At 69.8% G+C, this 14,111-nt stretch carries 2 protein-coding genes; one reads left to right on the top strand and one right to left on the bottom strand.

The window, feature by feature from the left end:
* Positions 1 to 7: 7 nt before the first annotated feature.
* Positions 8 to 13,048, bottom strand: coding sequence for a putative filamentous hemagglutinin family protein (locus AC07PU_RS36580; RefSeq protein ID WP_495322943.1), 13,041 nt, complete (start codon positions 13,046 to 13,048; stop codon positions 8 to 10).
* A gap of 355 nt (positions 13,049 to 13,403) precedes the next feature.
* Between AC07PU_RS36580 and AC07PU_RS36585 the strand changes: the two genes are divergently transcribed.
* Entirely contained in the window at positions 13,404 to 14,003 is a 600-nt protein-coding gene (locus AC07PU_RS36585) for a hypothetical protein (RefSeq protein WP_495322944.1), read from the top strand.
* The last annotated feature ends 108 nt before the right edge of the window (positions 14,004 to 14,111 follow it).

The raw sequence follows: 14,111 nt of genomic DNA on the forward strand, positions 1-14,111 counted from the left end.
CCGACTGCTACTTGCCTCGGCGCAGCTCGCGCTGCTCGGCCTCGGTCAGCTTCGACATCACGGCCGGGTCGAAGGCATCGCCGTGCGCCGCGATCTGCACGAAGCTGCGCGGGTCGTAGGGGATCGGTGCCTTGCCCTGCAGGCCGGCGCGCGGCGGCGGCGGTGCCTGCTTGCCCTCTTCGGCCGGCTCGTTGCCGAAGCCCAGCACGCGCACCGTGAACACCGACGGCAGGTTCTGCCGCGCCACGGCGCGCTCGCGCTGCATCGCGTCCTGAGCGGCCGCGACCGCGGTGGAGGCCGCCGCGCTGGCGTTGGTCAGCGCCGCGACGTTGACCGCCGCGACCACCGGGATGCCGGTCGACTTGCCCTGGCTCACGATGTTGTCGGCGTTCACCACGTGCAGCGCCGCGATGTTGACGTCGCCCGAGACCCGGATGCCGGCTTCGCCCGCGTCGATGGTGCCCAGCGGCGCGATCAGGTCGATGTCGCCGGCCGGCACTTCCGCGATCGGCGCCAGCGTCGCGATGCCCGCGCCCGTGCTCGGCACGTCGGAGGACAGCGTCACGTTGCCCCACGTGTCGTACTCGCGCTTGGGCGGCGTGTAGACCACCGTGGTCTTCGAGCCGCGGCCCGCGTTGATGTCGCCCTCGGCCGACCAGGCGAGGATGCTGCCGCCGAAGGTGGTCATGATCCGGCTCTGGCCGAGCAGGATGTCGTCGAGCGCGTAGAGATGGATGTTGCCCGCGCCCTGCGTCACGAGCCCCGGCACGACGCCCGGCAGCGCCACCGGCGCCTGGCCCTCGACACCGAAGATCTGGCTGCCGCCCGGCGTCAGCGTCTCGATGTCGCCGCCGAACAGGGTGTTGACCCCGGCCGCGCCGTACATCGTGATGCCGCCCTGGTAGACGATGGGCCGCGCCTGCGCATCGGCCGTGGGGAACAGCGCGGCGATTGCATTGCGCCCGCGCAGGTAGCTGCCCTCGCGGGCGTTGCCGGCCTCGTTGTATTCGCGGCCGCCGGCCTTGAGCTCGGCGAAGTACACGCCGCGCGCATAGACGCGCTGCTGCTCGGGCGAGAGCCGGTTGAAGACCGTCAGCGCGTCTTCCGAGCCGTCGTAGCCGTAGCGGTCCTCCAGCCAGTTCACCAGGTGCAGCTGGCTCGCAGCGCGGTAGTCGTTGCGCAGGATGCGCTTGGGCAGGCTGCTGTCGGCGTCGCGGCGGGCCTGCAGCTGGTCGAGGAAGGCCGGCGCGTCCTTGTCCTCGCCCGTGAAGCCATGCACCTCGCGCAGCCAGTCGGCCAGGGTCAGCTTGCGGCTGTAGACATAGGGCACCTTGCCCGGCTGGCTGGCCAGCGAGGCGCCGCTGTCCGCGAGGTTCGCCGGGTCGAGATAGCGCCGCAGGAAGCCGGCGTAGTCGGCGCCCTGGCTGCCCAGGCCGGCCTGCATCACGATGCCCGCGCCGGGCCGTGCGTCGCCGGGCACCACCTGGCCGATGCTGCGCACGGCGGTCTCGCCGTACACGGGCACGCCTTGCAGGGTCTGTCCGACCTGCCCCGCCATCAGGATGTTGCGGCCCGCGCTGATCTCGAGCGTGCCGGGGCCGGCGACATCGAAGCTGCTATAGAGGATGTCGCGGCCGGCCTGGACGATGGAGACGTCGGTGGGGTCGTTGTGGACGAAGAGGTTGCCGGTTCGGGTGCCACCGGTGCCGGGGCCCGAGGCGGTCTCCAGCAATTCGCGCGGAAGGTTCGCGGGTGTCTGGCCCAGCACGGACCCGGAGCGGACGATGTCCCGCCCGGCCCGCATCCAGACCGGCCCCGATCCCTCGTACCACGTCTGCCCGATGCGTCCGCCGCTGGTGAACGCCAGGATTCCGCCACTCTCGAGGCCGAGGATGTCGCCGTCCCTCGCGTACAGCCGCGCTGGCGCCACGGTCTGGCGGATGGCGGCTGCTGCCGTATCCGGACCGAAGACGAACAGCGGGTACCTGCCACCCGACGAAAAATCCGGATAGACGGCATCGTCCGCCAAGTTGTGCGGTGCCATGGTCGGGGCGTTGTCCTTCAACTGGAAGGCCGCGAAGGCGGGCTTCGAAGGCGTAGGCAAAGCGTCGGTGCCGGCCCCGGACAGACTCACCACATAACCCCCGGCATAGATGGAGTCTCCCGCCAGAAGACTCAGTCCGGCATTGGCGGACGGCGCGAGCAAGAGCGATTGACCCTGCGACGAATCTCCCCGCAGGAACAAGCTGCCCGAGGCAGCCACTGCATTGAGCTGCGATGGGTAGACCAGCCGGCCGTCCGTCGCGTCGAAGTCGCGCCGTGGCGTGCCTTCGGCAGCCTTCACCACCGGCGTTACGGGCGTGAGATCCCCGCCGCCAGACATCAGGTTGATGGCGGTGTTGTTGGTCCACAGCGAGAACCAGCCTTGGCCGCCCGATTCGTAGCGCGTGCCATCGAAGGTGTAGGGCAGCAGGTACGGCAGCGGCGCGCGTCCCGGATCACCACTGCCCGCCACGACCAGGTCCCCTCGGGTGTCCAGCGTCGCGGTCGCATCGCCCAGCTTCAACACCAGACCGCCTGTTGCGGTACCGAGCGTGGCCGTGTAGGGATCGTAGGCACGAACCTCGCGGGCATCGGCGTCGGGAGGACCGCTGCGGTAGTACGTCAGCGCGATGCCTCCCAACTCACCGGCCTGCATCTGCACGGCGCCGCGCAGATTGGCCAGCACGCCATTGAGATTCAGGTCCTGCGTGCGGTAAAGGTCGACAGCCGCGTTGGGGTTGCCGTCGGAGGTAGCGGCACGTGCCTGCAATCCGGCATTCAGGTTGCCGCCGATGCGCAGTTGCAGGTCGCCCCCTCCCGTGAGCATCAGGCGACCATCGGCGGTCACCCGCCCGGTGCTCCCCACGGCCAGCGCCAAGCCTTCGCTGCGCGGCCTCGCACCGGCATCGCCGCCGCGACGCGAGGTCAGGCCGGCATTGCCACCCACCTCGATGTTCAGGTTGCCGCCCCCCAAGGTGCCGATGCCGGTGAAGCCGACCAATTCCGGGATCGCGGCCACCTCCGGGATATCCGTGGGGTCCAGGATGTAGTTGGAGTTCTTCACCGCCGTTCCTGGCACATAGGTCCCGAAATTGATCCACCAGGCGGTGGGGATCGGGTCCACGCCGGCCGTGCCGCCGCTGGCCTGGCGCCATAGCCAATTGCCGATGTCGGCGCTGCTGCGTTGGGCACGCAACTCCTGACCGGGAAACCCAGGCTCATAGCTTGCGAGCAGATCTCCCCTCAGATCGCCTCCCGCGCGCAGCAGCAGGTTGCCACCGCCGTCGGGATACCAGGCGGCGTAGGTGCTGTTCGTCTTGCCGTCGACCAGCGATTCGTAGATCGAACCCGCCGACGGCAGACCCTCGGGCGGTATGGCCGAATTCTTGGTGCCGAGGTAGGTGCTGTCGGCCGCCTTGCCGCGCGCCCGGTTGAAGGCACCGGCCTCGCCACCGGCGCGCGAAGCGGTGGATGTCCCCGCCGTGTAGATGCCGTAGAGCGAATGCGTGGCGACATCGCCACCGGCGATCAGGTCCAGATCGCCGGTCCCGGTGCGAAGCACACTGAAATTCTGTGCAAGCGGGTGGACCTTGATCACCTCGCCGACGACGACCCGATCCGGCGTTCCAGGAATCTCGGGCGTCGGCTCACCGAGCGAGATGCACATACCCGGATCCAGACAAATCGACTGGAAATCGACCGGAACAGGCGCACCTTCCTTGAAACCGAACACCTCCGCTCCCAGGGCATCCCAGACGTAGCGGACTCGCACACACATGCCCGCTTCAACACAGATCGATTCGAAGTCAGCCGGAACCGGCGTATTGGGTTCGAAACCGAAGACCTCCGCACCAAGCGCGTCCCAGTACCACTTTCCACCCGGCTGCGCCGGCGTGCCCGGCGTGCCCGGAACAAGCGTCTTCTTGCGCTGCTCGTACAGGCTGTAGTGCGTATCGGCCAGCACCAGGCCGGCCTCGGTTCCCGGCTGCACGGTCCGGGTGTCGGCCGCAGCGGTATCCGCTCCGGCCACGAGGCGCAGCGACCAAGACAGCGAGCCTTCGGGCAGCATGGCCGCCACCGCCCAGTTGCGTCCCATGCGGCCATCGGTCACCGTGCGCAGCGGCACCGACAGTGCATCGCCCGGCAGCTTCACGTCGGTCATCGACGGAATCAGCGCCCCCGTCGGCAAGGCCAGGTTGCCGGCCAGCACCACCACCTGGCCCGGAAGCGGCACGCCGCGCGGCCAGATCATTGCCTTCAACGCGGCCTGCGCCGGCAGCACGCTGCCGGCATCCAGGCGCGCGCCGGCAGGCAGGGTCGCACCCTGCTGCAACACCGTGCCGGCGGGATACAGCACATTGCCCGCGGCATCGCGCACCGCGGAGCGCAGCACCGTGCCGGCCGGCAGTGCCAGTGCCTCGTTGAGCGTCGCCTGCACCGGCACGACGGTGCCAGCCGGAAGCGTCAGGCCCTGGATCGGCAGGTCGTAGTTGAGCACCTTGCCGCCCGCGAAGCGCGTGCCTTCCGCGAGCGTGACGCCCGGCCCCGGCACCACCACGTCACCGCCATAGGCCTGCACGCCCGGCGTCAGCACCCAGCCCTTGTCATCGGGCGTATCGGGCGGCGGCGCGAAGCCGTCGTTGATGCTGCCGTAGATGGAGAGGTTGCCGCCCGCGCGGATCGCCAGCGCGCCCGGCTCGCCCGAACCATAGACGCCGGTCTTCTGCACATGCGGGTTGAGGCTGGCATAGCGGTAGCCCGACAGGTCGATATCGCCGCTGACGACCATCGCGCCATCGGGCGTGGCACTCACGATCTCCACGGCCGGCCGCAGATGGAAGGCGTCGCGATAGCTCGCGTTGTTCAATCCCGCGAGCTTGCGGTTCAGCAGGTCGGCATTGGCCAGGGCCTTGCCGATGAATGCCGTGCTGTCGCCGTGCTTTTCGTCGAGGTATTTCTGGTCGATCACCTGATAGGGCCGGCCATCGGCGGACAGGTCGAGCACCGGCCTGCCGTTGGCATCGAGCACGGGCTGGCCGTTCGGGCCCTTGACTTGGCCGTACTCGGCGTCGGCGTAGCGCTGCACGGCATTGACCGCGATCGACCGCGCGCCCCGGATGTCGAGCCGACCGCTCGCGTCGATCGCGATATCGCCATAGGTGGCCGCTCCGCTCGTGCCCGCGCCGCCCGCGCCATCGATGCGCGGCGCATACAGGTCCAGCGTACCGCGCTCGCGGCCGTCGTACAGCGCGGGACGCGCCTTCACCCGCGCATCGTCGGTGCCGTGGCGCAGGTCGATGCGCGCGCCTTCGGCCAAGGTCAGCAAACCGTCGCCCGAATTGAGCTCGACCATGGCCCGGTTCGGGCTGTCGATGATCTGGCCGTAGCTGTCCAGCCGCAGCTGCGTGCCGTGCGCGTCGAGCACGGCACTGCCCGCCAATGTCAGGCCCTGCTTCGCGGCCAGGCGGATGCTGCCGACGCGCTCGCCGCTGGCATCGACGGTGCCCGCCACCGTGAGATGGCCGTTGTCCACCGAGACCTCGACCTGGCTGGCCTTGAGCTCGTTGCCGATGGTCAGGCTGCCCTGCTTGAGCTGGAAGCTGCGCAGTCCGAACACCTCGCCGAGGTTCAGGCGCTGGTTCAGCGCCGCGAACTGCTGGTCCAGGCTGCCGGCGCCGCCCAGGCGCTGGGCCCGCAGCTCGATGCCGCCGGCCAGGTAGGGCACCAGGGTGCCGCCCGCGTTGTAGCGGCCGCTCGCGCCGCCGAGGATGCTTCCCTGCAGGTCGACCAGGCCCGCGGCCTCGTCCAGCGCGATGGCGGTCAGGCGGCCTGCCTGGTTGTTGTCGGCCGAGAGATCGATGACCGACTCCGCGGCCTGGCGGATATTGCCGCGGCGGCTTTCCAGCGTGGCATCGCCGCCCCAGCTGTACTGGGTGGCGCCCGGGTCGTCGAAGAAGGTGATGCTGCGTCCCGCCAGGTCGAGGCGCGCCCGCGGGCCCAGCACGAGGTCGGTCTCGGCGGTGAGCGTGAGCTTGCCGCTGGGCAGCGCCACGGTGGTGTCGAGGTTCAACGCGCCGCCGGCCGTCAGCGACAGTTCGGCACCCAGCGCCTGGATCGGTGCCGCATCGGCGGCGCCCGAGGCCGGCGCGGTGACGGAGATCGCTCCGCCCGCCTTGATGCGGTTGACCGAGCCCGCCTCGCCGGTGAACAGCGGCGTGACGATGTTCAGGTTGCCGCCGCTGTACTGGTAGCCCTTGCCGGCCACGTACTCGCCCTGCCGCTGGTAGACCGCCAGCGTGCCCTTGTTGTTGGCTGTGATGCGCTCGCTGGCCGCGAGGTTGACGTTGGCGAAGCCCAGCACCTGGCGGTCGAGCGCGCTGATGCCATCGGGCTGGCCATAGGGGCCGTAGCCGAAGCTGATGCGCTCGGCCTGCAGGTCCAGGCTGCCGCTTCCCGTGCCGGCGCCATCGGCCACCACCGCGCCGGGCTGTCCGGCCGCGCCGTTCCAGATCAGGTGGCCGGTCTGGATCCGGGCCGTGTCGCCGGCGCCGCCGTAGCCATAGATGGCCGGCGTGGTCAGCATCAGGTTGTCCAGCCGCGACTTGCCGTTCGCGTCCAGCGTGGACAGGCTCACGGAGCCGAGGAAGTTCAGCGAACCGCCCGCGATCAGTTCCAGCGTCTCCAGCGCCGGCGCGCCGGCCTCGGTGTCGCCCTGCAGCAGGCGGTCCATCACCTGCTGATTGAGTGCGAGACCCGGGGCCAGCGCACCGCGGGCGCTCGCTGCGGCCAGCGATTCGGGACTGCCGACATTGAAGGCACCGACCGCGAGGCTCAGGTGGCGCGTGCCGTAGCGTACCGCGCTGTCGAGTTCGAATTCGTTGTCGGTGGCGAAGGCGATGCTGCCTTCCGAATACAGGCGGGTCGTTCCCGTGCAGTCGCCGACGGTGCAGGTGCCGATGCGGATGGGACCAGGCGATCCGGTATCGGTTTTTCCCGGTGCCAGCCACTGCAGGCGACCGTTGGAGACCGTCACCACGCTGGCCGTGCCCGGCTGGTAGACGAAGCCGTTGCCCGAGTCATAGGCTGCAGCACCCTGGCCCAGCGTGCTGATGACCGCGCCGCGCTCGATCTCGATCGGCGCGCTCACTTCCGCATTGCCCTGGGTGATCAGCATCACTTCGGGCGCGGCGAGTACAGCGCCGCTGCGCACGACGATGCCGCGGGAGGGCGCAGCACCGACGTTGAAGCGCACGAAGTTGCCGCCCTGGCCATACACCGCCAGCGGCATGCCGCCGATGGCGATCCGGTTCACGTCGATCTTGCCAAGGTCCGCGGCTCGCAACGCGGCGCCGTGCGCCATGTCCGGGACACCATCACCCAGGATCTCGATCGTGCTGCCGAGCACGGCCAGCGTGCTGCCATACCCGTCCTTCGCCGGATTGCCGAGCACCGTGCCGTCGAACCGGAAGCTGAGTTCCTGCCGGTTCGCCGTGCGGTCGGCCAGTTCGAGCAGCAGAGCCTTGGCATCCGCCTCGAACTGGGCGCGCGGCACGCCGAGCCGCGCGGCATCGGCGCGCACGAAATCGGCGTAGGAGGTTTCGTTGTACTGCGAGTAGGTGCGCAGCACGTCGGCCGGTGTCAGGATCACCTGGCTGGCCAGGCTGTCGCCAATGGAAGTACCCGCCACCGACAGGCGGCCCGCGGTGGACCACGAGCGATTGCGCATCGCGATAGGCACCGTCGGCACGCCCTGTTCCCGTGCTGCGCCCGCGCCATTGATCTCCACGCGGAAGGCGCCCGGCAGCAGCGCATAGGTCGAGGGCATCAGCGTGTAGGTGCCCGCGGGCAGGCCGGGCACGCCCGCGCCGATGGTGATCTGCTGGCCCACGAGCGGGTCCACCGCGCCGGCTTCACCACCGATCGGGGCCTGGCCGGCCTGCTTGCCGAGCACGATCGCGTAGACCGGATTGCTGCCGAGTCCCGGCAGCGTGAAGCCGCCCTTCGCGTTGATCTGCACCAGCGGATTGAAACGCGCATCGGTGGAACCGCCGCGTCCCGACACGAAGCCCGCGCCCGCAAGCGTGCCGCCGCCCGACAGATCGATCGTGGCGCCTTCGCGCACGTCCACGTGCTCGCCCAGCAGGCGCACGCTGCCCACGGCGGCCGTGCCCACGCCCTGCAGCTTGACCTGCTCGCCGGCGTACTGCCAGGCCACGCCGTCGTTCGTACCGCCATAGGGCATGACCAGGCCCGCCGCGCTGGCGGAGGTCTCGCTGCCCGCGAGCAGGTTCAGGGCGCGCGTGATGCTGCCCGCGTCGCCGCCCTTGTTCACGCCGAGATTCAGCGCGCCCAGCGGCGCGCGCAGCACGCCACCCTGATCGATCACGGCCGCGCCCAGCGTGAGGCTGCCGAACACCGAATACGGCAGTTCGGGCAGTTCGTCGGTGGTGCGCGCCAGCGTCAGGATGCGCTCGGAATCGAAGCCGGCGGTCTTGCCGCGCCAACCGGCATAGACCGCCGCCTCGACGCCGGCGACCGGATAGATCTGCGCCGCGGCCAGGGTCAGATCCCCCGGCGCGTAGAGCGTGCCCGAATCGAAGCGCAGATCCCCGCCGCTGCGCAGTGCGATCTGCGCGATGCCGCGCCGGTCGACCGTCTGGTCCTCCGCGCTCGTGGCGCCGGGGATCGTCAGCTGGCCGCCGCTGCCGAGGCCCTTGCCACCGCGCACCTCGAGCAGGCGGCCGGCTTCCAGGCTCAGGCTGCCCATCAGGGGCTGACCGGAAACGTTCAGCCGCGAATCACCGTAATGCATGCCCAGCCAATCGATACGGCTGCCCGAAGGATTGTCGGCCAGGGCCGAGGCTGCCAAACGGATGGAGGGAGCGGCCAGTTTCACCCGGCTGTCCGCAACCGCGGCATCCATCCATCCCAGCGAGCCCGCATAGAGATTCAACGCCTGACCCAGCGACAGGGACACGCCGCCATCGAAGGCGATCATGCCGCCGCTGTGCAGTGTCAAGGTATCGAAGCCCCCGGTGCTGACCTGGTCGGCCCCCAGGCGCGCATGGCCGTACTGCAGCCGATCGGCGGCCTCTTCGGCGCCGACGCCTGCGGCCAACGCGCTCGGCGCCTTTCCCTGACCCAGCACCAGTTCGCGGATCTGACGCAGCGGCACCGGCGTTTCGGGAATGACGCCGGAGTTGGCGATGCTCACCGACAGCTGCCCGCCCGCCGCTCCCGCACCGCCTGCCAGCGCGCGCATCTCGCCGTCGAGGTAGAGCCCCCGGGTGGAACCGAGCGAGATCGAGCCACCATGGCTTGCAACTGCCGTGCGGCCCTGCCCCGGCACGTCGAGCACCGCCTGGGCGCCCGAGGCATCGAGCAGTGCGCCGTCGCGCAGCACCACGAACAGATCCACGGCCGTGCTGCTGCCATCGCGCGGATCGACTTCGCCACCGATCACGATCTGCCCGCCATCGCCCACCAGGCCATAGCGGCGCCCCTGCACGTCCACCGCGGTGGCGGCGCGCGCGGCCACGTCGAGCACGGCATGCTCGCCGATCCAGGCCGACAGCCCCTTGGCCTCGTCGGCGTTCAATTTCGCGGAAATGCTGCCCAGCTCGATGCGACCGCCCCAGGCATCGAGCCGGCCGTCCACGGTCAGTTGTCCAGCGCTGCGCAGCGCGATGGACTGCCCGGGGTCGACGGCCACGCGCGCATCGCGGCCGATTAGCAGCGTGGTCGAACTCGCGGTCGTATCGGCATCTCCAGCCTGCAAGGTCAGGCTGGCGCCGGCACGCCGAGTCAGCACGCCCGCCGTGGGATCCTCCTGGTACAACGGCGGTGTCCAGACCTCGAGCGCCGCGGAAGACGGGCTGCCGGTCGGCAGATCCTTGGCGCCCGCCACGAGGCGAAACACCGGCATCCTCGCCTCGACCTGCGCACCGTCGGCCACTGTCGTCCCGTGCTCGCCCACGACCTTGTAGGCCGAGAAGCCCTGGGTGAAGAAGTCGCTGTCCAGGCGCAGTGTCCCGGGCTCCGCGGGCGCATCGGGCGCGCCGCCGATCAGCACCCGCGCCGTCTGCAGATCCAGCGTGCCGCCGCCTGCAACCCCATGGGCGCGCAGTTGCCCTTGCAGGGACAGGACCCCGTCGACGGGCTCGGTGCCCGCGCCGGCACTGGCGACACCACGGCCAGCCTGCAACGTGATGTCACCGCCCTTGCCGCCCTTGACACTGGCATCGCTCATGATCGCCGCGCCCGAAGACACGTCGATCAGCGAGCCCTGCGCCAGCGTGACATCGCCCGTGCTGCGCAGCGAGACGCGCCCGCCGTTTCGGTACGGCAGCGCGGCGATGTCCGCAGGGTCCTTCAGCAGGTTGCTCCACAGGCCCTGCGTGTCGACCTTGACGCCATCCGCGACGGTGACACCGGCCGTCACGCCATTCGGTGCCGCCAGGATGGTGTCTTCGACGCGGAGGTTGCCGCTGACCTGCTCGAGCACATTGCCGAGGCGTATCGTTCCGCCCGCGCTGCGGAGATCGGCCTTCACCTCGACCTGCGGCCCGTACAGCGTGATCTCGCCGGCCGGCGCCATCTGCAGCGCGCCCTCCACCGCGATGCGCCGGCCCGCGGCGATCCTGATGCCGCCGAGCTCGAAGCCGCTGAGCTGCGCGCTGTCCAGGTACAAGGTCGTGCCGCGATCGTCGGGCAGCACGCCGTCCAGGCCCAGGCCGGCGGCGATCTTGCGCGCCTCTTCGGCGATGACCACGTTCTGCGGCGTGTCGGCATTGGCGCTCAGGCCGTACACCCAGCTGCCGCTGCTCTTGACGTAGTAGGGCACGTAGCTGCCCACCACCAGCTGGCCGCGGCGCGCCACCGCCTGCTGCGACTGGTTGTAGCCGTCGAGCGCGGCCTGCGCCGCCTGCGTCTGGCGGCTGCCCTGGAAGGTGTCGCCCGCGATCTCGCCCTCGAGCACCGCGCTCTTCGTGCCGATCACCAGCACGCCGGCATCCCGGCCCGCGGTGTAGCCGCTCTCCAATCGCCGCTGCGGACCGATCAGCGGGTTGTAGAAATAGTCGGTGGTGTTCTTGCCCCAACGCGCGTGCTCGTCCTCGAAGCCCTTGTACAGGCCCTTGTAGAGCAGGTCGCCCGGCGCCCTCGACACTTCGTAGAGACGGCCGTCCGAACCCTTGAGCCAGCTCTGCTTGAGAAAGCCGGTCTGCACATCGAGCGTGCCGCCCGACAGGTTGACCAGCGAGCCGCTCTGGGTGACGACGTCGTTGCCCGAGAACTGCACGATGCCGCCCTGCGCCATCCATTCGCCCACCGTGTGGCCCTGGGTGCCCAGATAGCCCGACACCTCGAGCAGCCCGCCGGCCGTGTACCAGCGGTCGCTGGCATAGCCGTTGGTGCCCTTGGGCACGAAGACCAGGCTGCGGCGGTCGATCCAGACGTCGTTGTTGTTGAGGCTCTTGCCGTCGCGGTTGATCGGGGCATCGCGCTGTTCGTTGCCCTGGATGTTGACCTTGACGTTGTTGGACTCCATCGAGACCTTGACGCCGATGGCGCCCGAGACGTCGATGAGCGCGCCATCGCGCACCAGGCTGCGCCGCTTCGCATCGACCATCACCTGGCCGCCGGTGGCCAGCGTCAGCGAGCCGCCCTCGAAGTCGGCCGTGCCGCCGCTGCCGATCTCGATGCGCGAGAGATCCCTGCGGTCGTTGCCGGCCGCGACGATGTCGCCCGTGCTGTCGATGACCGGCGCCATCAGGCCCGCGCGCTGGCTGTCGAGCGCGGTGGCATTGCCGGTGTCCAGCACGATCGCCGTGGTGCTGCCCGCGCCCAAGGTCACCGTGCCGGCATCGCCGATCGCCTTCAGGTGGACCGTGCCGCGGGTGTTGACCGAGGTGCTGCTCAGGACCACGCCGTCCTGGCGCACCTCGCGTCCCGTCAGCGTGACATCGCCCAGCGGCGCCTGGATCAACCCGCTGTTGACGACCTTGCCCGCCAGGCTGTCGGGGGCGAACGCGGGCGTCACCTCGTTGCCGCGCGTGGTGGAGAGCTGGTTGCCGGTCGAGCCCACGCCCTTGCGGATGAAGAAGCTGTCGCCGGCGGCGAGCACAGTCTGGCCCGACGGCGTGCTGATCTGCCCGGCGTTGTGCACCTCGCTGCCCAGCAGCATCACGTAGCCGCCGCCCTGCGTGGCCGACTGGGGCGTGCGTGTGCTGATCTGCGCGCCGGCCTGCACCTCGACCTTGCCCAGCGCATCGGTGAAGCTCGCGGTGGTATCGCTGCCGTACACACCGCCGCCGCGGAACTGCTCGTCGGTGATCCTGGCCGCGGCGGCCACGAGGTTGCGCGTGTCGACCTGGCTGGTGCCCGAGAACACCACGCCGTTGCGGTTGGCGATCAGCACCGTGCCGTCGGCCTTGATCAGGCCCTGGATCTGCGAAGGCCGCGCCTGCGGATCGTTGACCTTGTTGAGCACGGCCCAGCTCGGGTCCTGCTTGAAATCGACCGTGGTGTTGCGCCCGACGTTGAAGGTCTCCCAGTTGAGGATCGCCTTGTCGCCGGTCTGTTGGATCGCGACATTGGTGCGGCCATCGACCTGGGTCTGCACCGGTGCATTGGCGTTGTGCCAACCGGCGGTGAGGCTGTTGGTGTCGATCTCGAGGCCGCCCTCGGCCAGGCCGTCGGGCACCGAGGGATCGTTGCCCGCGGCGCGGCGCGCGGCTGCCTGCGCGGCCTGCTGCGCCGCGATGCCGCGTGCCGCCAGGTTCAGGTTGTTGATCGAGCGGCCGAGCTGCTCGTTGGCACGCTGCTGCTGCGCCTGCGGGCTGGTCAGGGCCGATGCCGCCATGCCGTTGGCCAGCCGGCCCGTCTGCACCGCGGTGCTCTGGTTCAGGTTCTTCTGCGCCATCCAGCCCGCGCTGAAGGCGCGCTGCGCGTGCGCGCCGCCGATCATGCCGCCCGCCGCCACCAGCACCGCGATGGCCCGCGCCATCGGGGCCAGGCGCCATGACGACGTGCCCCCCGCCTGCCCTGCCCGTTCCCTGCCGCTGCCCCCGCGTGTGCTCATGAGTATTCCTGCCGAAGTGGATGTCGAAACCAGGCCGGCTGCACGCACCGTGGCGTGGGCGACCGTTTTTCTAGACGAGTACCAACTGGCAAACCCGCAGACCGATCTTCGAAATTCTTGGCGGCCGAGTGTTTTCTTTCGTCTGACGGCCGACGGCGCAGGAACGATGGGCGGCAGCCGCCGCCACCGACGGATTGCGGGAATGGGTCCGCGCATCCGTCTATAGGAGAGCAGCTCGCCGAAGCTCCCTCCACATCCTCGAAAACACTATCAGATGACGATGAAAGCGGCTTTACGCCGTTGGCTGTCCCCGGGCGATGCGGCATCGGCGGTGCCCGCCTGGGCGCCTTCGGCCGCCCCGCACGCCTGGACCGATGCCCCCGACGCGCCCAGCGCCCTGCACTGGCGCGCGCCCTGGCAGGCGTGCCTGTTGGCCTCGTGGCTGCTGGCCACAGCGATGGCACCAAGCTTCTGGCTCGTGGGCACGCTGCTGGCGATCGATGCGCGCAGCGACCATCCCGCCTTCTGGTTCTCGCTGCTGGGTATCGTCGCGCTCGTCAATGCGGCGAGCATCGCGCGCATCAACCAGCGCCAGCACCGGCAGCCCTATGCCTGCCGCGAGACGCTCGCGCTGCACTACCGCAGCATGAGCCGGCGCATGGGCTCAGCCCTGTTCCTTGCGGTTGGCTGGGGCAGCGGGTTCCTGCCCGACATCACCTGGCCGGCCGCGCACGGCGCCGCCACGCTCGCCGCGATTGCCAACGCGCTGCTGTGGAACCTGCTGCTGGCCTGGCTTTTCGGCCGGCTCTCGTTCGCGCACGCGGGCGGGGTGCATGCGCGGATCGGTTTCGTCTATCCGGAGCGAGGCCCGCGGGCCTAGGGCCTGTTAACACTATGCAAGGGGTCGCGAAGCTCGCCAAAGCCCGTCCATCAAGGCGCGCGACGACGCGTGTGCGTCCGCACACGCTAGGAGCGCAACGCCGAGGGG

This window comes from Variovorax sp. GW821-FHT10D07 (genome assembly GCF_059415325.1).